General features: G+C 63.3%; 19 protein-coding genes. 16 read left to right on the forward strand and 3 right to left on the reverse strand.

Annotated features, from left to right (window positions below; genetic code table 11):
• Positions 1–72: 72 nt before the first annotated feature.
• From V2B23_RS21920 to V2B23_RS21935, 4 genes are all read left to right on the forward strand, one after another.
• On the forward strand, positions 73–543 hold the full coding sequence (locus V2B23_RS21920; protein WP_430952258.1) for a MarR family winged helix-turn-helix transcriptional regulator: 471 nt from the start codon (positions 73–75) through the stop codon (positions 541–543).
• A complete protein-coding gene (locus V2B23_RS21925) occupies positions 540–2,081 on the forward strand; it encodes a DHA2 family efflux MFS transporter permease subunit (RefSeq protein ID WP_430952259.1) in 1,542 nt (513 codons plus the stop codon). The genes V2B23_RS21920 and V2B23_RS21925 overlap by 4 nt, the downstream gene beginning before the upstream one ends.
• A 147-nt stretch (positions 2,082–2,228) precedes the next feature.
• Positions 2,229–3,323 (forward strand): LLM class flavin-dependent oxidoreductase, encoded by a 1,095-nt coding sequence (locus V2B23_RS21930; protein ID WP_317823453.1) that lies wholly within the window; start codon positions 2,229–2,231, stop codon positions 3,321–3,323.
• A gap of 40 nt (positions 3,324–3,363) precedes the next feature.
• Entirely contained in the window at positions 3,364–4,350 is a 987-nt protein-coding gene (locus V2B23_RS21935) for a pirin family protein (RefSeq protein WP_430952260.1), read from the forward strand.
• Between the two features lie 86 nt (positions 4,351–4,436).
• On the opposite strand, the gene V2B23_RS21940 is transcribed toward V2B23_RS21935, so the two are convergent.
• From V2B23_RS21940 to V2B23_RS21950, 3 genes are read right to left on the reverse strand one after another with little or no spacing between them, the layout of a single operon-like run.
• A complete protein-coding gene (locus V2B23_RS21940; RefSeq protein ID WP_033236431.1) occupies positions 4,437–4,964 on the reverse strand; it encodes a gamma carbonic anhydrase family protein in 528 nt (175 codons plus the stop codon).
• 44 nt (positions 4,965–5,008) lie between these two features.
• Positions 5,009–5,869, reverse strand: coding sequence for an EamA family transporter (locus tag V2B23_RS21945; protein WP_430952261.1), 861 nt, complete (start codon positions 5,867–5,869; stop codon positions 5,009–5,011).
• Complete coding sequence (locus tag V2B23_RS21950) at positions 5,866–6,666, reverse strand: crotonase/enoyl-CoA hydratase family protein (protein WP_430952262.1); 801 nt, start codon at positions 6,664–6,666, stop codon at positions 5,866–5,868. The genes V2B23_RS21945 and V2B23_RS21950 overlap by 4 nt, the downstream gene beginning before the upstream one ends.
• 109 nt (positions 6,667–6,775) lie before the next feature.
• Here V2B23_RS21950 and V2B23_RS21955 point away from each other — a divergent pair, with 109 nt between their 5' ends.
• The 12 genes from V2B23_RS21955 to rpsG all read left to right on the forward strand — a co-directional run bounded on the left by V2B23_RS21955 (position 6,776) and on the right by rpsG (position 18,956).
• Positions 6,776–7,567, forward strand: coding sequence for a TIGR03084 family metal-binding protein (locus tag V2B23_RS21955; protein ID WP_430952263.1), 792 nt, complete (start codon positions 6,776–6,778; stop codon positions 7,565–7,567).
• On the forward strand, positions 7,564–9,285 hold the full coding sequence (locus V2B23_RS21960) for an acyclic terpene utilization AtuA family protein (RefSeq protein ID WP_430952264.1): 1,722 nt from the start codon (positions 7,564–7,566) through the stop codon (positions 9,283–9,285). The genes V2B23_RS21955 and V2B23_RS21960 overlap by 4 nt, the downstream gene beginning before the upstream one ends.
• A complete protein-coding gene (locus V2B23_RS21965) occupies positions 9,282–10,430 on the forward strand; it encodes an acyl-CoA dehydrogenase family protein (RefSeq protein ID WP_378647023.1) in 1,149 nt (382 codons plus the stop codon). Before V2B23_RS21960 ends, V2B23_RS21965 begins: the two co-directional genes overlap by 4 nt.
• Positions 10,427–12,025, forward strand: a complete 1,599-nt coding sequence (locus V2B23_RS21970; RefSeq protein ID WP_019744291.1) for an acyl-CoA carboxylase subunit beta — start codon at positions 10,427–10,429, stop codon at positions 12,023–12,025. The genes V2B23_RS21965 and V2B23_RS21970 overlap by 4 nt, the downstream gene beginning before the upstream one ends.
• Before the next feature lie 8 nt (positions 12,026–12,033).
• Positions 12,034–14,019 (forward strand): acetyl/propionyl/methylcrotonyl-CoA carboxylase subunit alpha, encoded by a 1,986-nt coding sequence (locus V2B23_RS21975; RefSeq protein ID WP_430952265.1) that lies wholly within the window; start codon positions 12,034–12,036, stop codon positions 14,017–14,019.
• Positions 14,019–15,179, forward strand: a complete 1,161-nt coding sequence (locus tag V2B23_RS21980; RefSeq protein WP_029536739.1) for an acyl-CoA dehydrogenase family protein — start codon at positions 14,019–14,021, stop codon at positions 15,177–15,179. Before V2B23_RS21975 ends, V2B23_RS21980 begins: the two co-directional genes overlap by 1 nt.
• A 12-nt stretch (positions 15,180–15,191) precedes the next feature.
• Positions 15,192–15,977, forward strand: coding sequence for an enoyl-CoA hydratase family protein (locus tag V2B23_RS21985; RefSeq protein ID WP_430952266.1), 786 nt, complete (start codon positions 15,192–15,194; stop codon positions 15,975–15,977).
• Positions 15,978–16,020: 43 nt separating this feature from the next.
• Positions 16,021–16,632 (forward strand): TetR/AcrR family transcriptional regulator, encoded by a 612-nt coding sequence (locus tag V2B23_RS21990; protein WP_430952267.1) that lies wholly within the window; start codon positions 16,021–16,023, stop codon positions 16,630–16,632.
• A 36-nt stretch (positions 16,633–16,668) separates the two neighbouring features.
• A complete protein-coding gene (locus tag V2B23_RS21995; RefSeq protein WP_430952268.1) occupies positions 16,669–17,226 on the forward strand; it encodes a DUF3558 domain-containing protein in 558 nt (185 codons plus the stop codon).
• Positions 17,223–17,747, forward strand: coding sequence for a DUF3558 domain-containing protein (locus tag V2B23_RS22000; RefSeq protein WP_430952269.1), 525 nt, complete (start codon positions 17,223–17,225; stop codon positions 17,745–17,747). The genes V2B23_RS21995 and V2B23_RS22000 overlap by 4 nt, the downstream gene beginning before the upstream one ends.
• A gap of 364 nt (positions 17,748–18,111) precedes the next feature.
• Positions 18,112–18,486: a 30S ribosomal protein S12 gene (rpsL, locus tag V2B23_RS22005; protein WP_003941908.1), complete on the forward strand. Its 375-nt coding sequence runs from the start codon at positions 18,112–18,114 to the stop codon at positions 18,484–18,486.
• The gene (gene rpsG, locus V2B23_RS22010) at positions 18,486–18,956 is read left to right on the forward strand and encodes a 30S ribosomal protein S7 (RefSeq protein WP_003941856.1); all 471 of its coding nucleotides are present in this window, start codon (positions 18,486–18,488) and stop codon (positions 18,954–18,956) included. The genes rpsL and rpsG overlap by 1 nt, the downstream gene beginning before the upstream one ends.
• Positions 18,957–19,023 lie beyond the last annotated feature (67 nt).

A 19,023-nucleotide genomic window follows, 5' to 3' on the forward strand; every position in this document is an offset into this window, starting at 1 on the left:
TTGCTCACCGGAAATCGAGTTGCACGTTAGTTACGTTTCGGCAATAGTTGCATCCGCACTACTATTCGCCAGGTGATCGCCTCGGATTCTGATGACCTGTACGGAGCACTCGACGAGTTGTTCACTCGCCTGATGAGCGCCGGTGATTCGGAGTCGATCGATGCGTTGATCGAGCTGGATCTCTCGTTCAGTCAGGTACGTGTGCTGTTCGCGCTCGGGCAGTGCGATGCGCCCGTTCCGATCAACGAGGTAGCCGACGAGCTTCGGCTCTCAGTGGCGGCGACGGGACGCAATATCGACCACCTCGTGCAGATGGGGTTGGTCGTGCGGCGTGGGGACGAACGTGATCGGCGCGTCAAACGGGTTTCCCTGTCGGAGGCCGGCGTTAAGGTCGCGTCCAATCACATCGAATGCAAGCGTGGACAGCTTCGTGATTTTGCGTCGCGCGTGCCCGCGCCGGAACGGCTTCGACTTGTCGAGGCGCTAGAGCCCATTCTCGCGGGTGACTACCTGCGAGCATCTACCCAGGAGACTTCGCGATGACATCGCCGAACGCGCCGGCACCGGCGTCCGACAAACTTGACGGGACGGTCCTCAAGATCGCGTCCGTGGTGGTGATCGGTGCCATCATGTCCATCCTCGATGTGACCGTGGTGAGCGTTGCGCTACCGACATTTGCCGAGGAGTTCCAGACGACCTACGCCACAGTCGCGTGGACGATGACGGCGTACACGCTTGCCCTCGCAACCGTCATTCCGGTGACAGGGTGGGCGGCCGACCGTTTCGGCACAAAGCGCCTGTACATGACTGCACTGATTCTGTTCGTGATCGGTTCGGTTGCGTGTTCCCTGGCCTGGAACATCACGTCGTTGATCGGTTTCCGAGTGCTGCAGGGGCTTGGCGGCGGCATGTTGATGCCGCTCGGTATGACGATCATGACCAGAGCGGCGGGTCCGGAGCGGATCGGACGTGTCATGGCTGTTCTCGGTATTCCGATGCTGCTCGGACCGATCGGTGGACCGATCCTCGGTGGTTGGTTGATCGACGTGGCGAGCTGGCACTGGATCTTTTTGATCAACCTGCCCATCGGCATCATCGCCCTCATTGCCGCTGTAATACTGCTTCCCTCCGATGATCCGCAGCCCTCGCAGTCGTTCGACTTCCTTGGCATGCTCTTGCTGTCGCCGGGTCTGGCGCTGTTCCTGTTCGGTGTCTCCTCGATTCCCGAAGTCGGTACGGTGGCATCGGCCAGGGTTCTGGTCACCTCGGGAATCGGTCTGGTTCTGATCGTCGCGTTCGTGTTCCATGCGCTACGTAAGGATCATCCGCTGATCGACCTGCGTTTGTTCAAGAACCGTCAGTTGACCGTCGCAGTGATCACGACGTCGTTGTTCATCGTGGCATTCATGGGTGCTGGTCTGCTGTTCCCCAGTTACTTCATTCAGGTCACCGGTTCCACAACGCTTGCTGCCGGACTGTTGATGGCTCCGCAGGGTTTCGGTGCAATGCTCACGATGCCTGTTGCGGGACGCCTCGTCGACAAGATCGGCCCGGGCAAGATCGTTCTCACGGGTCTACCCCTGATCCTTATCGGCTTTGGTGTGTTCACTCAGGTGGCAGCAGATTCGCCGACGTGGATGTTGATGGCCGCACTGTTCGTCATGGGTATGGGTATGGGTTGCACAATGATGCCGCTGATGACGGCCGCGATCGTGACGCTGTCCAACGAACAGATCGCCCGCGGTTCCTCGCTGATGAACATCGTGCAGCAGACTGCAGGATCCATCGGTACTGCCGTGATGTCGGTAGTGCTGACCAACCAGATTCTCAATCATGAGGGTGCTGGGCTGGCAGCTGCTTCGCGAGGCTCGTCACCCGAAGCCACGATGATTGCGGAGCAGACTCCACCCGAGGTTCTCTCGTACGGTTTCTCGCAGTTGGCAGATTCGTTCGGCAATACCTTCGTGGTGGCGACCGTGCTGATCGTTCTGACGTTCATCCCGGCGTTCTTCCTGCCGCGTAGCAAAACCACACGAGTTGTAGCCGAGGGTGATTCAGCTGCCCCGGTCATGATGCACTGACAACTATCCTTTTGCGTTCAGGGCGGTAAGCACACTGTGTGCTTACCGCCCTCAACGTTGTGCGAGGTGCGGGAATAGCTCCAGATGGTTGAATGTTAAATTATCTACATGCAGTCGTAGGGATCAACGCCCTGAACAGGAGTAGCCATGCAGTTCGGAATCTTCACAGTCGGTGACGTCACCACAGACCCCACGACGGGGGTCACGCCCACCGAGCACGAGCGCATCAAGGCGATGACCACTATCGCCAAGCACGCCGAAGACGTGGGACTCGACGTCTTCGCAACGGGCGAGCACCACAACAAGCCGTTCGTGCCGTCGTCACCCACCACGATGCTCGGCTACATCGCTGCACAGACCGAGAAGATCACGCTGTCCACGTCCACGACGCTGATCACCACCAACGATCCGGTGAAGATCGCCGAGGACTACGCGATGCTCCAGCATCTCGCGGAGGGCCGCGTCGACCTCATGATGGGCCGTGGCAACACGGCGCCCGTGTACCCGTGGTTCGGCAAGGACATTCGCGCGGGCATTCCGTTGGCCCTCGAGAACTATCAGCTCTTGCGCAGACTCTGGGACGAGGAAGTAGTGAACTGGCAAGGGGAGTACCGCACTCCGCTGCAAGGTTTCACGTCCACACCTCGCCCGCTCGACGGCATCGCACCCTTCGTGTGGCACGGTTCGATTCGCAGTCCTGAGATCGCGGAAATCGCGGCGTATCACGGTGACGGGTTCTTCGCGAACAACATCTTCTGGCCCAAGGAGCACTACATCGAGCTCATCAACCTCTACCGTCAGCGTTACGAGCATTACGGACACGGCACCGCCGATCAGGCGATCGTAGGGCTGGGCGGTCAGGTCTTCATGCGGAAGAACAGTCAGGACGCAGTCAAGGAATTCCGCCCGTACTTCGACAATGCGCCGGTGTACGGTCACGGACCGTCGCTCGAAGAATTCACCGAGCAGACGCCGCTGACGGTCGGTTCGCCGGAGCAGGTCATCGAGAAGACTCTCGCGTTCGCGGATTTCTTCGGCGACTACCAGCGCCAGTTGTTCCTCATGGATCACGCGGGCCTTCCGCTGAAGACGGTGCTCGAGCAGCTCGATCTGCTCGGCGAGGAAGTTGTACCGGTTCTGCGTCGTGAGTTCGCGGCCCGTCGTCCGGCACATGTCCCCGACAACCCGCCCACTCACGCGTCGATGAAGGCCGCCCGTGACAACAGCGCGGTCTCGGCATAGTTCTCAGGCACCCCGGCGCAACCCGAGGCAGGATGAAGAGATGAGCAACCTCGACATGCACCCCGTAGAGCAGGAATGTGAAGGCAAACCTGACAACAGCGAGATTCAGATCCTCACCCCGCGGGACGTTCCGCTCGGTGGCCCACGGGCAATGCGGGTGCGGCGCACACTGCCGCAGCGTGATCGTTCGCTGATCGGAGCATGGTGTTTTGCCGATCATTACGGTCCGGATGACGTCGGCTCAGGACCGGGCATGCATGTGCCGCCGCATCCGCACACCGGATTGCAGACGGTCAGTTGGCTGTTCACCGGCGAGATCGAACACCGCGACAGCATTGGCTCTCACGCAATGGTGCGCCCGGGCGAACTGAACTTGATGACGGCCGGTAGCGGGATCGCGCACTCGGAGGTCTCGACTCCGAACACGAAGGTTCTGCACGGCATGCAGCTGTGGGTTGCGCTTCCGGACGCGGCGCGCGATACCGCGCCCGCGTTTGTTCACTACCGGCCGGAGCCGGTGACCATTGGCGGCGCCAGACTCAGCGTGTTCCTCGGCTCGCTGGCCGGCGAGACATCTCCGGTATCGACCTTCACCGAATTGCTCGGTGCCGAGGTGATTCTCGATCCGGGTGCCGAGATTGCCCTCGATATCGATCGTTCCCACGAACACGGCGTGATCGTCGATCAAGGATCGGTGGTGCTTCGCGGTACCGCTGTCGGCTGGGCCGAGTTGGGTTATCAAGCACCAGGTTTCGGGAAGCTGACATTGCGCAATCCGGGTTCCGAACCGGCTCGGCTGCTACTGCTCGGCGGTAAGCCGTTGGGCGAGCAGGTCATCATGTGGTGGAACTTCATGGGTCGCACACACGAAGAGATCGTCGAGTATCGGCGCAAGTGGCAAGCCGAACTCGCCTCGGGATTCGACGGCAGCGTCCCCGATCAGCGTTTTGGTGTCGTGCCAGGATACGACGGTCCAGCGCTGCCCGCGCCCGAGCTGCCGAACAGTACGTTGCGGCCCCGAGGTTAGCCGCTGCTCTTGCTGTTCAGGCGCTCCCGCGCCCGGAGCCGTGCTCCGCGTGCGGGAGACGCCACCGGCCGCGAGCGTCGTGTCGATCAGGCCTGCTCGATGTCCTGGTGAGCCTTCGCGAGCATGATGTAGCCGGCGCCGTTGGCGCTGATTCCGGCCTTTTCTCCTTCGGAGAGTTCACGTTTGACCTTGGCGGGTACGCCGGCGACCAGCGATCCGGGCGGGATCTGCATCCCTTGAGATACGACGGCGCCGGCCGCGATAAGCGATCCCGAACCGATGTGCGCGCCGTTGAGCACCACGGCGCCCATGCCGACCAGCACGTCGTCTTCGACGGTGCATCCGTGCAGTACCGCGTTGTGGCCGACCGAGATCCGCTCGCCCAGAACCGCGGGGAACGTCGGGTCTGCATGTACCGTGCAGTTGTCCTGAATGTTGGTGTCTGCGCCGATGGAGATCGATTCGGCGTCGCCGCGAATGACCGCGCCGTACCAGATGCTGGCGCCGGCAGCGATGGTCACTGCGCCGACAACGGTGGCGTTGGGTGCGATGAACGCGCTCTCGTCGATCTGCGGGGTGCGTCCGAGAACGGTGGCGATGATCGGGTTGGTCATGGTTCTCCTGTGCGTTGAAATGACGTGCTCTGACGGTACCTGGACTATTTCGGTGTGGGCTTTCGATTCATGACAACGGTGCCGACGCCCGCCACGACTACAAGTCCGATGGCAACAAGGGTCATGGAGTCGAGCGCCTGTCCGATGATCACCACGCCGGCTAACGCTGCTGCTGCCGGTTCGAGGGCGATGAGGACGGCAAAGACCTTCTTGGCCAAGGATCTCAGCGCCCACATCTCCAGGCTGTAGGGGATGACGGACGAGAGAACGGCGACGGCGGCTCCGGCGGCAAGCATCTTCGGATCGAGCAGTTCGGAACCTCCGGAGACCACGCCGAACGGCAGGGTCAGGATGGCCGCCACAATCGTGGCACCGGCCAGACCGTCGGCGCTCGGAAGTGTTGCGGCGAGGTGCGAACCGGCAATGATGTATCCCGCCCAGGCCGCGGCCGCGATGAGTGCGTAGGCCACGCCGACGAGGTCGAGACCGGATTCTCCGTGATCACCCAAGCCGAGGAGAAGGACGCCGCCGAAGGCAAGCAGCACCCAGGCGCCGTCGGCCCAGCGCTTCGACAGCACCGCGGCAAGTGTGAGCGGGCCGAGGAATTCGATGGTGACGGCCGTCCCGATCGGGACGGTGTCGAGAGCCATGTAGAAGGCCCCGTTCATGACGGCCAGAGAAACGCCGAGCGCAAAGATGCCCTTACGTTGTCTGTTCGACCATCTGCTCCATCGCGGACGGACGATGACGCCGAGGATGATCGCGGCGATCGTCAGGCGCAGTGTTGTGGCGCCTGCGGGGCCGATCTGCGAGAACAGCGTCGTTGCGAAGGCCGCTCCGAACTGCAGCGAGAGTATCGAGGTGAGAACGGCGCCGACCGGTAGTAGTTGACTGCCGGTTTTCATTCGCCAGTGAACTCAGGACTTCGACGCTCGAGCATTGCAGCGACGGCTTCATGGTGATCGCGGGTGTGGTGAGCGATCGACTGCATGGCGGCCGAAAGTTCGAGCAGGCTCTCGAGGCTCTGGTGCTGGCCCTCGCGGAGGAGTTTCTTGGTCATGCGGAGAACCTGCGGGGGATTGGCGGCAACTCGGGCTGCCAACGCGTGCGCTGCGGCGAGCAATTCCTCGGGCTCGGTGATCTGGGAGATGAGGCCCCAGTCGAGTGCCTTGGCGGCGTCGATCGGCTCGCCGGTGAACGCCATCTCGGCGGCGCGAGCGTTGCCGATCGCGCGGGGAAGCAGCCACGCTCCGCCGTCGCCGGGGATGAGTCCTACCTTGACGAAGCTTTCGGCGAAGACTGCGGCGGTCGAGGCGATGCGGAGGTCGCACATGAGTGAGAGGTCGCAGCCCGCTCCGATGGCCGGGCCGTTGACCGCGGCGATGGTCGGCACCTCACAGGTGTACAGCGCGAGTGGAATGCGCTGGATCCCGTGCCGGTAGCCCTGGCGGATGTCACCGGGAGCGCCGCCGAACATGCCCTCCTTGTCACGCATGTGCTTGACGTTGCCGCCGGAGGAGAAGGCCGATCCGGCTCCGGTGAGGATCACCGCGCGCACACTCTGATCTCGGTTGACCGCGGTGACCGCGTCTTCGAGGGCTTCGATCACGTCTATCTCGGAGATGGCGTTGCGGGTGTCCGGGCGATTGAGGGTCCACGTGATCACATCGCCGGTGCGGGTGATCAGTACGGCGTCGCTCATGGGTGCTCCTGCTTGTCGGTGATGGTTGGGCTCAGTCTCTCACCACCGGATTTCGCAATAACAATCATTCATGCTTGATTTTTATGGAACCGGGTGTGATGCTGGTCGCATGGCCGAACTTCAGACGTTCATCGATGACTTGCGGGCCGAGGGCGAGAGCCTCGACGCCCTGGTTGCGGATCTGCCCGACGAGAAGTGGGCGACAATGACGCCTGCAGAAGGGTGGACCATCGCGCATCAGATCGGGCACCTGCACTGGACGGACAGTGCGGCGATCCTGGCGATCACCGACCCCGACGGGTTTGCGGAGCAGTTGAAGGCGGCGTTCGTGAACCCGGCAGGGTTTGTCGACGACGGTGCTGCTGAGCAGGCGGCCCGCCCGCCGGCGGAGTTGCTCGCCGATTGGCGAGCGGGGCGCACCGCTCTCGTCGAGGCTCTCACCGCCGCCCCGTCCGGTACCAAGTTTCCCTGGTACGGCCCGCCCATGGGCGGTGTCTCCATGGCAACCGCGCGATTGATGGAGACGTGGGCGCATGGACAAGACGTCGCCGACGCTCTCGGCGTGGAGCGCGCCCCGACGGCGCGCATCAAGAACATCGCTCATCTGGGTGTGCGGACGCGGAACTTTGCGTACTCGGTCAATGAAAAGACCCCGCCCGCCGAGGATTTTCGGGTGGAGTTGACGGCGCCCGACGGTTCGATCTGGACCTGGGGGCCGGAAGATGCGCCACAGAAGGTGACCGGGCCGGCGTTGGACTTCTGCTTGCTGGTCACTCAGCGTGCCAATCGCGCCGATCTCGATCTGGTTGCCGTTGGTGCCGACGCGGACGAGTGGCTCGGGTTTGCGCAGGCGTTTGCGGGGCCCAGCGGCGAGGGACGAGAAGCGAAGGTGGACAAATGAGTTCGGTTCGGATCGGTAACTGCTCGGGTTTCTACGGCGACCGCGTCTCGGCGATGCGCGAGATGCTCGAGGGCGGCGAACTCGATTACCTGACCGGCGACTACCTTGCTGAACTGACGATGTTGATCCTCGGACGGGACCGGATGAAGGACCCGTCGCTCGGCTATGCGAAGACGTTCCTGCGGCAGGTGGAGGACACTCTCGGCCTTGCGCTCGACAAGGGCGTGAAGATCGTTGCGAACGCCGGCGGTCTCAATCCCGCTGGACTGGCCGACGCGCTGCGCGAGGTCAACACCAAGCTGGGGTTGAACGCAAAGATCGCCCACGTCGAGGGCGACGATTTGATCTCTCGAGCAGACGAACTCGGACTCGGCTCCCCGCTGACGGCCAACGCGTACCTCGGTGCCTGGGGCATCGTCGAAGCATTGTCGGCCGACGCCGATGTTGTGGTCACGGGCCGTGTCACCGATGCATCGGTCATCGTCGGTCCAGCCGCTCACCATTTCGGTTGGAAGCGAGATGATTTCGATCAGCTGGCCGGCGCTGTGGCGGCAGGCCACGTCATCGAGTGCGGAACCCAGGCCACCGGCGGCAACTACGCGTTCTTCACCGAGATTCCCAATCTGGGTCGGCCAGGATTCCCGATTGCCGAGATCAACGCGGACGGATCCTCGGTCATCACCAAGCATGCCGGAACGGACGGCGAGGTGAGCGTCGGCACGGTGACGGCGCAGCTGCTGTACGAGATCACCGGCGGACGCTATGCAGGCCCGGACGTGACCACCCGCATCGACAACGCAGTGCTCACTCAGGAAGGCCCGGATCGGGTGCTGATCAGCGGTGTCACGGGCGAGGCTCCGCCGCCGCAGTACAAGGTTTCACTCAACACGCTGGCCGGGTTCCGCAACGAGGCCACCTTCATCCTCACCGGTCTGGACATCGAGGCCAAGGCCGATCTGGCGAAGACTCAACTCGAATCCTGGCTGACGAAGAAGCCCGCCGAACTGGTCTGGACTCTCGCTCGCACGGATCACCCGGATTCCGACACCGAGGAAACCGCGAGTGCGTTACTGCGCTGCGTGGTTCGCGATTCCGATCCCAAGGTGATCGGTCGTCCCTTCTCTGCGGTTGCGGTGGAAATGGCGCTTGCCAGTTACCCAGGCTTCTCGCTGACCGCTCCGCCGAGCAACGGCCAGCCGTACGGAGTGTTCACCCCCGGCTACGTCGACGCGGGATCGGTGCCTCACGTGGCCGTACTGCCTGACGGCACTCGCGTGGACATCGCTCCGTCGACGCTGACGCAGGACCTCGAAGCTGTCGACGAACCTGAGCGTCCGGAGCCGTTGCCGCCACAGTCTTCGCTTTCGGTGCCGCTCGGCACGATCGCCGGTGCCCGTAGCGGCGACAAGGGTGGAAACGCCAACGTCGGAGTCTGGGTTCGCACAGACGAGCAGTGGAAGTGGTTGGCGCACACTCTCACCGTCGAGAAGGTCAAGGAACTACTGCCCGAGGCGTCGGAGCTGGCCGTCACCCGCTACCAGCTCCCGCACCTTCGTGCCGTCAACTTCGTGATCGAGGGAATCCTCGGTCAAGGTGTGGCCTCGCAGGCCCGGTTCGATCCGCAGGCCAAGGGAATTGGTGAGTGGCTGCGCTCGCGCCACATCGACATCCCGATTTCGCTACTTCCCGTAACTGACGAGAAAGAGGATTCACGGTGACCGTGTGGACCACACCGGAAAGGCTTGCGCTTCGCGAGACCGTGCGCGGCTTCGTGAACCAGGAGATTCTGCCGCATCTGACGCAGTGGGAGCGTGACGGCGAGATTCCGCGCGAATTGCACCGCAAGGCAGGTGCTCTCGGGCTCCTCGGGGCCAGCGCTCCCGAATCGGCCGGCGGTGAGGGCGGCGACGCCGTCGACTCCATCGTGATCTGTGAGGAGATGCATCAGGCTGGTGCGTCGGGCGGGCTGTTCGCCTCGCTGTTCACCTGCGGCATCGCGGTGCCGCACCTGATTGCGGCCGGCGACGAGGCGCAGATCGAGAAGTGGGTCAAGCCGACTCTGCGCGGCGACAAGATCGGCTCGCTCGCCATCACCGAACCCGGCGGCGGCAGCGACGTCGGCCACCTGACGACAACGGCCAAGCGCGACGGCGACCATTACGTCGTCAACGGTGCCAAGACGTTCATCACCTCCGGCGTCCGAGCCGACTTTGTTGTCACCGCAGTCCGCACCGGTGGCTCCGGCGCGGGAGGCGTTTCACTGCTCGTGATCGAGAAGGGCACACCGGGATTCACCGTCTCACGCAAACTCGAGAAGATGGGCTGGCGTGCATCCGATACCGCGGAACTGTCCTTTGTCGATGCCCGGGTTCCGGTGGAGAATCTGGTCGGCGCAGAGAACAGCGGCTTCGCGCAGATCGCGCAGGCATTTGTTTCCGAACGTGTCGCGCTCGCCGCGCAGGCGTATGCCAGTGCAGAACGTTGCCTGGAGCTGACCCTCGAATGGTGTCGCGCCCGCGAAACTTTCGGTCGACCGCTCATCAGTCGGCAGGCCGTGCAGAACACCGTCACCGAGATGGCCCGCAAGATCGATGTCGCCAAGGTGTACACCCACTCGGTGATCGAGCGGTACATGGCCGGTGACGGCGACCTGATCGCCGAGGTGTGCTTCGCGAAGAACACGGCAGTCGAGACGGGCGAATGGGTTGCGAACCAAGCCGTTCAGCTGTTCGGCGGCCTCGGATACATGCAGGAAAGTGAAGTGGAGAGGCAGTACCGGGACATGCGAATTCTGGGAATCGGTGGCGGAACCACCGAAATCCTCACCGGCCTCGCGGCCAAGCGATTGGGGTATCAGTCATGAGTGTCATCCGGTCAACGCTGGACACCAATTCCGAGGTGTATCAGACCGCAACATCGACCATGAACACCAAGCTCGCCGAGATCGAGGTCGAGCACGCCAAAGCGCTTGCCGGTGGTGGCGAGAAGTACACCGAGCGGCACCACAAGCGGGGAAAGCTTCTGGCGCGCGAGCGGATCGAACTCCTGCTCGATCAGGATTCACCGTTTCTCGAGCTGTGTCCCCTCGCTGCGTGGGGGAGTGACTTCCCGGTCGGTGCCAGCACGGTGGTCGGTATCGGCGTCGTCGAAGGTGTCGAGTGCCTGATCGTCGCCAACGATCCCACCGTGCGCGGCGGCACCAGCAATCCGTGGACGCTGCGTAAGGGATTCCGCGCCAACGACATCGCCATGCAGAACCGCCTTCCCGTCATCTCGCTGGTCGAGTCCGGCGGTGCAGACCTGCCGACGCAGAAGGAGGTGTTCATCCCGGGCGGGCGTATGTTCCGTGACCTCACACAGCTTTCCGCAGCCGGTATCCCCACCATTGCACTGGTCTTCGGTAACTCGACTGCCGGCGGCGCGTACATCCCGGGCATGTCCGACCACGTCGTGATGATCAAGGAACGCTCCAAGGTGTTCCTCGCAGGCCCGCCGCTGGTCAAGATGGCCACCGGTGAGGAATCAGATGACGAGGCACTCGGCGGCGCCGAAATGCACGCTCGCAAGTCCGGGTTGGCTGACTACTTCGCCGCCGACGAGCAGGACGCGATCCGCATTGGTCGCTCGATCGTCAAGCGACTCAACTGGACCAAGAAGGGTCCGGCGCCTCGCGCTGAGATCATCGAACCGCTCGAGGATCCGGAAGAGTTGCTCGGCATCGTTCCCGCCGATCTGAAGATCCCGTTCGATCCGCGTGAGGTCATCGCCCGCATTGTCGACGGTTCGGACTTCGACGAGTTCAAGCCTCTGTACGGCTCTTCGCTCGTGACCGGCTGGGCCGAGCTCAACGGCTACCCGATCGGCATTCTGGCCAACGCCCGTGGAGTGCTCTTCAGCGAGGAATCGCAGAAGGCCACCCAGTTCATCCAGCTCGCCAACCGTTCCAACACGCCGTTGCTGTTCCTGCACAACACCACCGGCTACATGGTGGGCAAGGAATACGAGGAGGGCGGCATGATCAAGCACGGATCGATGATGATCAATGCGGTAGCCAACTCCAAGGTTCCGCACATCTCGATCCTGCTCGGAGCGTCGTACGGCGCCGGTCACTACGGCATGTGCGGACGGGCGTTCGATCCGCGATTCCTCTTTGCCTGGCCCAGTTCCAAGTCCGCTGTCATGGGCGGTGCGCAGCTCGCCGGCGTCATCTCCATCGTGGGACGCGCTGCTGCCGAGGCACGCGGCCAGGTCTTCGACGAGCAGGCAGATGCCGGCATGCGCGCGATGATCGAGAACCAGATCGAGGCCGAGTCACTTCCGATGTTCCTGTCCGGGCGCCTCTATGACGACGGCGTCATCGATCCCCGAGACACCCGCACCGTGGTGGGAATGTGCCTGTCGGCCATTGCCACCGCCCCGATCGAAGGCACCGAGAACTTCGGCGTCTTCCGTATGTGAGGCACGCCGTGACAATCACTTCAGTACTGGTCGCCAATCGTGGCGAAATCGCCCGCCGTGTCTTCGCAACCTGCCGCAAGAACGGAATCGGCACGGTCGCGGTATTTTCCGACGCAGATGCCGACAGCCCGCACGTTTCCGAAGCCGACGCCTCGGTTCGCCTGCCGGGTAACACGCCTGCCGAGACCTACCTGCGGGGCGAGCTCATCATCGCCGCAGCCAAGGCTTCGGGTGCCGACGCGATTCACCCCGGATACGGATTCCTCTCCGAGAACGCGGAGTTCGCGCGCAGCGTCATCGATGCCGGACTGACGTGGATCGGTCCGCCCGTCGAATCGATCGAGCTCATGGGGTCGAAGGTCGAGTCCAAGAAGATCATGGACGCCGCCGGAGTGCCGGTGCTCTCCGAACTCGATCCCGCCACGGTGACCGCAGCTCATCTGCCGGTGCTGATCAAGGCGTCGGCGGGCGGCGGCGGACGCGGAATGCGTGTCGTTCGTGAATTGTCGGCGCTGGAAGGCGAACTGGAAGCAGCGCGGCGTGAGGCGCAGTCCGCGTTCGGCGACCCGACGGTCTTCTGCGAGCGCTACCTCGAGACCGGTCGTCACATCGAGGTCCAGGTGATGGCCGACCGCCACGGTGGGGTGTGGGCGGTGGGGGAGCGCGAGTGCTCGATCCAGCGTCGGCATCAGAAGGTGGTCGAAGAGGCTCCGTCGCCGCTCGTGCAACGCATCCCAGCCATGCGCGACAAGCTGTTCGACGCCTCGCGGCTCGCAGCCAACGCCATCGGTTACGAAGGCGCAGGAACCGTTGAATTCCTGGCTGACGAAAAGGGCGACTTCTTCTTCCTGGAAATGAACACCCGATTGCAGGTGGAGCATCCGGTCACCGAGTGCACCACCGGACTGGATCTGGTGGAACTGCAATTGCAGGTCGCTTCAGGTGAAGTACTTCCGGACGAGCAGCCCGAGATCCGCGGACATTCCATCGAGGTGCGTCTGTACGCCGAGGATCCCGCCAAGAACTGGCAGCCGCAGAGCGGAACCGTTCACCACATCGAGTTGCCCGGAGACCCGCAAGAATTCAGTGTTCTGCGTGAGCAGGGCGTTCGCCTCGACTCCGGCGTCGTCGACGGCAGCGTTGTCGGCGTCCACTACGACCCGATGTTGGCCAAGGTCATCTCGTACGCGCCGACGCGGACAGCAGCTGCCCGGCTGCTCGCATCGACGCTGGCGCGCACCAGGATTCACGGCCTGCGCACCAACCGCGACCTGCTCGTCAATGTCCTGACTCACCCGGCCTTCATTGCCGGGGACACCGATACGGCGTTCTTCGCGACTCACGATCTCGAGAAGCTGTCAACACCCTTGGCCGACAACGACTCCGAAAGGCTCTCGGCGCTGGCGGCGGCACTTGCCGATGCCGCGCACAACCGGTCGTCGGCCCGCGTCATCGGTCGCTTGCCCAGCGGGTGGCGCAACCTCCCGTCACAGCCGCAGAGCAAGAGCTACTCCACTGCGTCGGGCGACTACGACGTCCGCTACTCCCTGAGCCGAAGCGGCGTGCTGAGCGCAGAAGGCTTCGACGACGTGAGCCTGGTATCGGCAACTGCGGCCCGGGTAGTGCTCGAGCAGAGCGGAGTACGGCGTTCGTTCGACGTGGCGGCCTACGGGAGTGAGATTTTTGTCGACTCCTCGCTCGGACCCGTCGCGTTGACGGCAGCCCCGCGCTTCGTGGATCCGTCGGCGGAAGTCGCGGCCGGTTCGTTGCTCGCTCCGATGCCGGGATCGGTTATCCGCCTCGGCGCCGCACTCGGTGACACCGTCACTGCCGGCCAGCCGATTCTGTGGCTAGAGGCCATGAAGATGGAGCACACCGTCACCGCGCCGACTGCCGGTGTCCTGGTTGAACTTCCGGTCGCTGTCGGCCAGCAGGTCGAGGTCGGATCGGTACTCGCACGTGTGGAAGAACCCGCTACAGAAGAGGAAGCATGATGAGTTTCATCGAAACCGAAGAGCAGAAGGAACTGCGGGCATCCGTTTCCAAACTGGGTGAGCGCTTCAACTACGTCGACTACGTGCTGCCCAAGGCGCGCAAGGGTGAGCCGCTCACCGAATTGTGGAACGAGGCGGGCAAACTCGGATTCCTCGGCGTCAACCTGCCGGAGGAATACGGCGGCGGCGGTGCCGGAATCTACGAACTCGCGCTGGTGCAGGAGGAATTGGCGGCGCAGGGCGCGGGGCTACTCCTGGTGGTCGTCTCGCCGGCCATCTGCGGGACCATCATCGGCAAGTACGGCACTGCGGAGCAGAAGCAGCAGTGGCTACCCAGCCTCGCCGACGGCTCCAAGATCATGGCGTTCGGAATCACCGAGGCCGACGCGGGTTCCAACTCGCATCAGATCACCACGACGGCACGCAGGGATGGCGACGACTGGATCCTGAGCGGCAACAAGATCTACATCTCGGGTGTCGATCAGGCTGACGCAGTGCTCATCGTCGCGCGCACCGAGGACTCCAAAACCGGCAAGCTCAAGCCCGCTCTGTTCATCGTCCCCACGGATTCTCCCGGATTCGTGAAGACGCAGATGGAGATGGACATCATCGAGCCGGACCACCAGTTCATCCTGTTCCTGGACGATGTGCGCCTGCCGGCCGACGCTCTGGTCGGCGAAGCTGATGCCGCTCTGATGCAGTTGTTCGCCGGCCTCAACCCCGAGCGCATTCTGGGTGCGTCGATGGCCATCGGCATGGGCCGTTACGCCCTGAACGCCGCGGTGAAGTTCGCCAACGAGCGCACGGTGTGGAAGACGCCGATCGGTGCGCACCAAGGCATTTCGCATCCGCTTGCGCAGGTGAAGATCGAACTCGAGCTCGCCAAGCTGATGATGCAGAAGGCCGCGGTCCTCTACGACAGCGGTGACGATTTCGGTGCTGCCGAAGCCGCGAACATGGCAAAGTACGCCGCCGCCGAAGCCAGCATCAAGGCACTCGATCAGGCGATCCAGACGCACGGCGGCGCAGGCCTGACGAAGGAATACGGACTGGCAGCCATGCTCGGCGCGGCTCGTATCGCCCGCGTCGCGCCGGTGAGCCGCGAGATGATCCTCAACTTCGTCTCGCAGCACTCTCTCGGTCTGCCGCGGTCTTACTAGAAAGGGCGAAGCATGACGGACGAGGACAAGCCATACGTACGGTACGAAGTATCCGGCGGTGCTGCCACGATCACTCTCGACTCACCGCGCAACCGCAATGCGATTTCGACACGGTTGGTCACGGAGTTGCAGGCTGGACTGACGTCAGCGGCCGCCGATCCGGCAGTTCGAGCGGTGGTGCTCACCCACACCGGTGGAACATTCTGTGCGGGAGCCGATCTCAGTGAGGCCTCCGGATCGTCCGCATCACCGGAGGAGGCCGTCAAAGAACGAGGACGGGGAATGCTGACGCTCTTGCGCAGTATCCTCGAGCTTCCCAAGCCCGTGATCGGACGCATCGACGGTCACGTCCGGGCCGGGGGCATGGGCCTGGTCGGGGCGTGCGACATGGTCGTGGCCGGACCGGCGAGCACCTTTGCCGTGACGGAATCACGACTGGGGTTGGCCGCGTCCATCATCTCGCTCACGGTCCTGCCGAGGCTCGATCAGCGATCTGCGAGTCGCTACCTGCTCACCGGAGAAAAGTTCGGGCCGAACAAGGCCGAGGCCATTGGGCTGGTCACCGCCGCGTCGCAGGACACCGAGGAGTGGATCACTGAACTTTTGGTCACATTGCGGGGGTGCTCGCCACAGGGATTGGCCGAGTCGAAATGGCTCACGACCAGGGAGGTCTTGGCCGGTTTAGACCGGGACGGCGAGGAGTTGATCGCGCAGTCCGCTCGGCTGTTTTCCTCCGAGGAGGCCCGTGAGGGCATGATGTCTTTCTTACAGAAGCGTCCAGCGGCCTGGGCTCGATAGAGCAGGCGCACCACAACACGGCACTAGAAGGGATGGCAGCGCGGTGAGTCGAGAACCCAAGCAGGACCGAAGTCGAGTCACGCGCTCCCACCTGCTCGAAGTGACGGTGGAGTGTCTCGCCGAACTCGGATGGGGCGCAACGACGATGAGCGTCGTCGCGCAGCGGGCCGGGGTGTCCCGCGGTGCGATGCAGCATCACTTCCCGACTCGAGAGGACCTCATCACCGCAGCGCTCGAGGTGATGTTCGACGCCCGGATGGATCAGGCTCGAAAGGAAGCAACCGATCTTCCGGTGGGTGCCGGGCGAACCGAGGCGATCATTTCCCGCTTGGTCGAGTACTACACCGGAACTCTGTTCAAAGCAGCATTGCAGGTGTGGACGGCCGCTGCCTCGGATCCTGACTTGCGTGCCCGCGTCCTTCCGCTCGAGGAACGGTTCGGCCGCATCGCTCACCGGATGGCTGTCGAGAGTCTGGGAGTTGACGACACTGATCCGGTGACGCATCGCCTGGTGCAGGCGACCCTCGACCTTGCCCGAGGGCTGGGGCTGGCGGATGTCTTGACCGACGATTCGCGCCGACGGTCCGAGGTGGTCAGAACATGGGCGGCGCAACTCGACTCGACTCTCGTGCGTGTGTCAGCGCCGGTGTCGTGATCGCGCAGCTCTGATCCCGGAAGTACAGTCACCTGCATGCCGCGCTGCAGACCCCTGTCCTTCAGTACCCCGTTGGTGGTCGCTGCTGCTGTGCTGGCGTCGGTCACTGGTTGTGGTTCCGAGGACAGCACCGCGGATCAGTCCACAGGTTCGGCGCCCACCGCCCAGGCGGCAACCGATCCCGGTCCGATGTTCGCGGAATGCGGATCGGTGACGGAGGAAGAGGTGGTCGCGGCTTTCGGGCTCTCGTTCACCGATGTCACCAGGAACGGTGTCGGCTGTGAGTGGACGGTTGCCGGCTCGTTGGGGCCAAGCGTCGCGTTCTCCTGGTATCGAGGCAGCCCGATCGGCCGCGAGCGCGCCGGTTCCGACCTTCTCGGTCGACCTGCCGCCGACATCACGATCGAGGGCCACTCCGGTTTCATCGCGTCGAGAGAAGGCGTGCTGTGCGAGTTGGGTATTTCCTTCGGCGGCGATTTTGTCCATTGGTCGGTGAACTACGGCTCCGTGAACTCCGGTCTTGTCGCCCCGCCTGCCGATCCGTGTGTGGTGGGGAAGCGCCTCATGGAACTCACCGTCTCGAGGGCCCAGTGAGTCGCGCACGGGCGGCGGCGCTGGGCGCGTCGTTGATTCTGTTGACGGGGTGCGGCTCGACAGTGACGGGAACGCCCCTGGCCGAGGGCGGCTACGGGGGTAGTGGCAGCGAGGAGTTCGCCAACATCCTGCAGGAATGTGAAGCGGTATCCGACCCGCAGATCGCGGCGGCAGTCGGCGCCGACGGCGTCGACCGTAGTTTCTACGGGGCAATCTGTCGGTGGGACGGGGTGGGCAGCGCAGGTCCGGTCCATGTCACGTTCAACTGGTTCGAGACCGGCGCTGCCGATCATGAGGTCGCAGCATTCGAGCATCTCGGATATGTGGTCGAAAAGATCACCGTCAAGGGCAGTGACGCCTACCTCGTGCGGCAGCCGGCGGATCCACAAAGCTGTGGCATCACGGCCGGCGCTCCGGCTGGGGGAGTGTTCGGTTGGTGGGTACGCCAGCCGGTCGGCGGCACGGATGCGTGCGCGGCAGTCACTAAACTTGGCGAATTGACGCTCAATGTCAGTATTTGAACCTGCTGTCGAACCTGGTCGTTGCTGTGAGTTCCCTATCACTTCAGGCTCATTTTGACCACATAGCACGCTGGCAGGTATCGTTATGGGTCGTGTCCGGCATGCCCGGGCCGATCTGTGTGCCTAGCTAGGTATTGCCGTGCGCACGTTCGAGCAGTTATTGCTTCAGAACGAGCATCCGGCTGCCTGTGTGGGGGTATGCGACACGCCCGACCTCGGGTGCGGAGCGAGGCGCATTTGCGCAGCGCAGCGGTATCGGAGGTGGGTGAGGAGCAGCAGCTCTCTTGCTCCAACTGCTAGATCCCTAATTTCAGAACAGCCAAGGTTGCTTCGAGCAGTCTGTTCCGACGTAGAAAGCCGGTAAATGCCAACCATCAACCAGCTGGTCCGCAAGGGTCGCCGCGACAAGACCGCCAAGGTCAAGACGGCAGCCCTCAAGGGCAGCCCGCAGCGTCGTGGCGTGTGCACTCGCGTGTACACCACCACCCCCAAGAAGCCGAACTCCGCGCTCCGTAAGGTCGCTCGCGTTCGCCTGACGACTTCGGTCGAGGTCACCGCGTACATCCCCGGTGAAGGCCACAACCTTCAGGAGCACTCCATGGTGCTCGTCCGTGGCGGTCGTGTGAAGGACCTCCCGGGTGTCCGCTACAAGATCATCCGCGGCTCCCTCGACACCCAGGGTGTCAAGGGTCGCAAGCAGGCACGCAGCCGCTACGGCGCCAAGAAGGAGAAGAGCTAATGCCACGTAAGGGCCCCGCTCCGAAGCGCCCGCTCATCAACGACCCGGTTTACGGTTCCCCGTTGGTGACGCAGCTCGTCAACAAGATCCTGCTGGACGGCAAGAAGTCCACCGCAGAGCGAATCGTGTACCAGGCTCTCGAGCAGGCACGCGAGAAGACCGGCACCGATCCGGTCGTAACGCTCAAGCGCGCCCTGGACAACGTCAAGCCTGCACTCGAGGTTCGTAGTCGCCGCGTCGGTGGCGCTACCTACCAGGTGCCGGTCGAGGTTCGTCCCGGTCGTTCGACCACGCTGGCACTGCGCTGGCTGGTCACCTTCTCGCGTGCACGTCGTGAGAAGACCATGGTCGAGCGTCTCGCCAACGAGCTCCTCGATGCCAGCAATGGCCTCGGTGCAGCTGTGAAGCGTCGCGAAGACACTCACAAGATGGCCGAAGCCAACAAGGCATTCGCCCACTACCGCTGGTGATGTAAGCGTCGGAGCAACTGCCATCGGGTGGGTGCTCCGACGCTGTCGCCGTTGGCGACCTGATCAC

It is taken from the genome of Rhodococcus sp. 24CO (genome assembly GCF_050586165.1).
Lineage (GTDB): Bacteria > Actinomycetota > Actinomycetes > Mycobacteriales > Mycobacteriaceae > Rhodococcus_F.

Excerpts from the sequence above, each read along its gene's own strand:
- V2B23_RS21995 (WP_430952268.1), top strand. The coding sequence starts at position 16,669 with ATGCCGCGCTGCAGACCCCTGTCCTTCAGTACCCCGTTGGTGGTCGCT.
- V2B23_RS21930 (WP_317823453.1), top strand. The coding sequence starts at position 2,229 with ATGCAGTTCGGAATCTTCACAGTCGGTGACGTCACCACAGACCCCACG.
- V2B23_RS21940 (WP_033236431.1), bottom strand. The coding sequence starts at position 4,964 with ATGACCAACCCGATCATCGCCACCGTTCTCGGACGCACCCCGCAGATC.
- rpsG (WP_003941856.1), top strand. The coding sequence starts at position 18,486 with ATGCCACGTAAGGGCCCCGCTCCGAAGCGCCCGCTCATCAACGACCCG.
- V2B23_RS21955 (WP_430952263.1), top strand. The coding sequence starts at position 6,776 with ATGGCCGAACTTCAGACGTTCATCGATGACTTGCGGGCCGAGGGCGAG.
- V2B23_RS21980 (WP_029536739.1), top strand. The coding sequence starts at position 14,019 with ATGAGTTTCATCGAAACCGAAGAGCAGAAGGAACTGCGGGCATCCGTT.
- V2B23_RS21925 (WP_430952259.1), top strand. The coding sequence starts at position 540 with ATGACATCGCCGAACGCGCCGGCACCGGCGTCCGACAAACTTGACGGG.
- rpsL (WP_003941908.1), top strand. The coding sequence starts at position 18,112 with ATGCCAACCATCAACCAGCTGGTCCGCAAGGGTCGCCGCGACAAGACC.
- V2B23_RS21960 (WP_430952264.1), top strand. The coding sequence starts at position 7,564 with ATGAGTTCGGTTCGGATCGGTAACTGCTCGGGTTTCTACGGCGACCGC.
- V2B23_RS21985 (WP_430952266.1), top strand. The coding sequence starts at position 15,192 with ATGACGGACGAGGACAAGCCATACGTACGGTACGAAGTATCCGGCGGT.
- V2B23_RS21950 (WP_430952262.1), bottom strand. The coding sequence starts at position 6,666 with ATGAGCGACGCCGTACTGATCACCCGCACCGGCGATGTGATCACGTGG.
- V2B23_RS21945 (WP_430952261.1), bottom strand. The coding sequence starts at position 5,869 with ATGAAAACCGGCAGTCAACTACTACCGGTCGGCGCCGTTCTCACCTCG.
- V2B23_RS21970 (WP_019744291.1), top strand. The coding sequence starts at position 10,427 with ATGAGTGTCATCCGGTCAACGCTGGACACCAATTCCGAGGTGTATCAG.
- V2B23_RS21935 (WP_430952260.1), top strand. The coding sequence starts at position 3,364 with ATGAGCAACCTCGACATGCACCCCGTAGAGCAGGAATGTGAAGGCAAA.